The following is a 1,293-nucleotide window of genomic DNA, read 5'->3' as shown; positions in this document are numbered from 1 at the left end:
GCTGTATAACACTGAGGCGTGATGACGAGGCACTACGGTGCTGAAGTGACAGATGCCCTGCTTCCAGGAAAAGCCTCTAAGCTCCAGGTAACATTGAATCGTACCCCAAACCGACACAGGTGGTCAGGTAGAGAATACTCAGGCGCTTGAGAGAACTCGGGTGAAGGAACTAGGCAAAATGGTGCCGTAACTTCGGGAGAAGGCACGCTGGCAGTAGGTGAAGAAACTTGCTTTCGGAGCCGAAGCCAGTCGCAGATACCAGCTGGCTGCAACTGTTTAATAAAAACACAGCACTGTGCAAACACGAAAGTGGACGTATACGGTGTGACGCCTGCCCGGTGCTGGAAGGTTAATTGATGGGGTTATCCGTAAGGAGAAGCTCTTGATCGAAGCCCCAGTAAACGGCGGCCGTAACTATAACGGTCCTAAGGTAGCGAAATTCCTTGTCGGGTAAGTTCCGACCTGCACGAATGGCGTAATGATGGCCAGGCTGTCTCCACCCGAGACTCAGTGAAATTGAACTCGCTGTGAAGATGCAGTGTACCCGCGGCAAGACGGAAAGACCCCGTGAACCTTTACTATAGCTTGACACTGAACACTGGTCCTTGATGTGTAGGATAGGTGGGAGGCTTGGAAGTGTGGACGCCAGTCTGCATGGAGCCATCCTTGAAATACCACCCTTTAATGGCTGGTGTTCTAACGTAGGCCCGTTATCCGGGTTGCGGACAGTGTCTGGTGGGTAGTTTGACTGGGGCGGTCTCCTCCCAAAGCGTAACGGAGGAGCACGAAGGTTAGCTAATCACGGTCGGACATCGTGAGGTTAGTGCAAAGGCATAAGCTAGCTTGACTGCGAGCGTGACGGCGCGAGCAGGTACGAAAGTAGGTCTTAGTGATCCGGTGGTTCTGAATGGAAGGGCCATCGCTCAACGGATAAAAGGTACTCCGGGGATAACAGGCTGATACCGCCCAAGAGTTCATATCGACGGCGGTGTTTGGCACCTCGATGTCGGCTCATCACATCCTGGGGCTGAAGTAGGTCCCAAGGGTACGGCTGTTCGCCGTTTAAAGTGGTACGCGAGCTGGGTTTAGAACGTCGTGAGACAGTTCGGTCCCTATCTGCCGTGGGCGTTGGAAGATTGAAAGGGGCTGCTCCTAGTACGAGAGGACCGGAGTGGACGCACCACTGGTGTTCGGGTTGTCATGCCAATGGCACTGCCCGGTAGCTAAGTGCGGAAGAGATAACCGCTGAAAGCATCTAAGCGGGAAACTTGCCTTGAGATGAGTCTTCCCTGA

Annotated in this window: 1 rRNA gene; it reads left to right on the top strand. The window is 53.6% G+C overall.

Features of this window, described 5'->3' with window-relative positions:
- Nucleotides 1–1,293: ribosomal RNA gene (locus tag AACX38_RS06640) — 23S ribosomal RNA — on the top strand; the annotation flags it as partial.

This window comes from Xenorhabdus sp. PB30.3, from assembly GCF_963895965.1.
Lineage (GTDB): Bacteria > Pseudomonadota > Gammaproteobacteria > Enterobacterales > Enterobacteriaceae > Xenorhabdus > Xenorhabdus stockiae.
The sequence above is the reverse complement of the archived record's forward strand: the minus strand, read 5'-3'. Positions and strand labels throughout refer to the sequence as shown.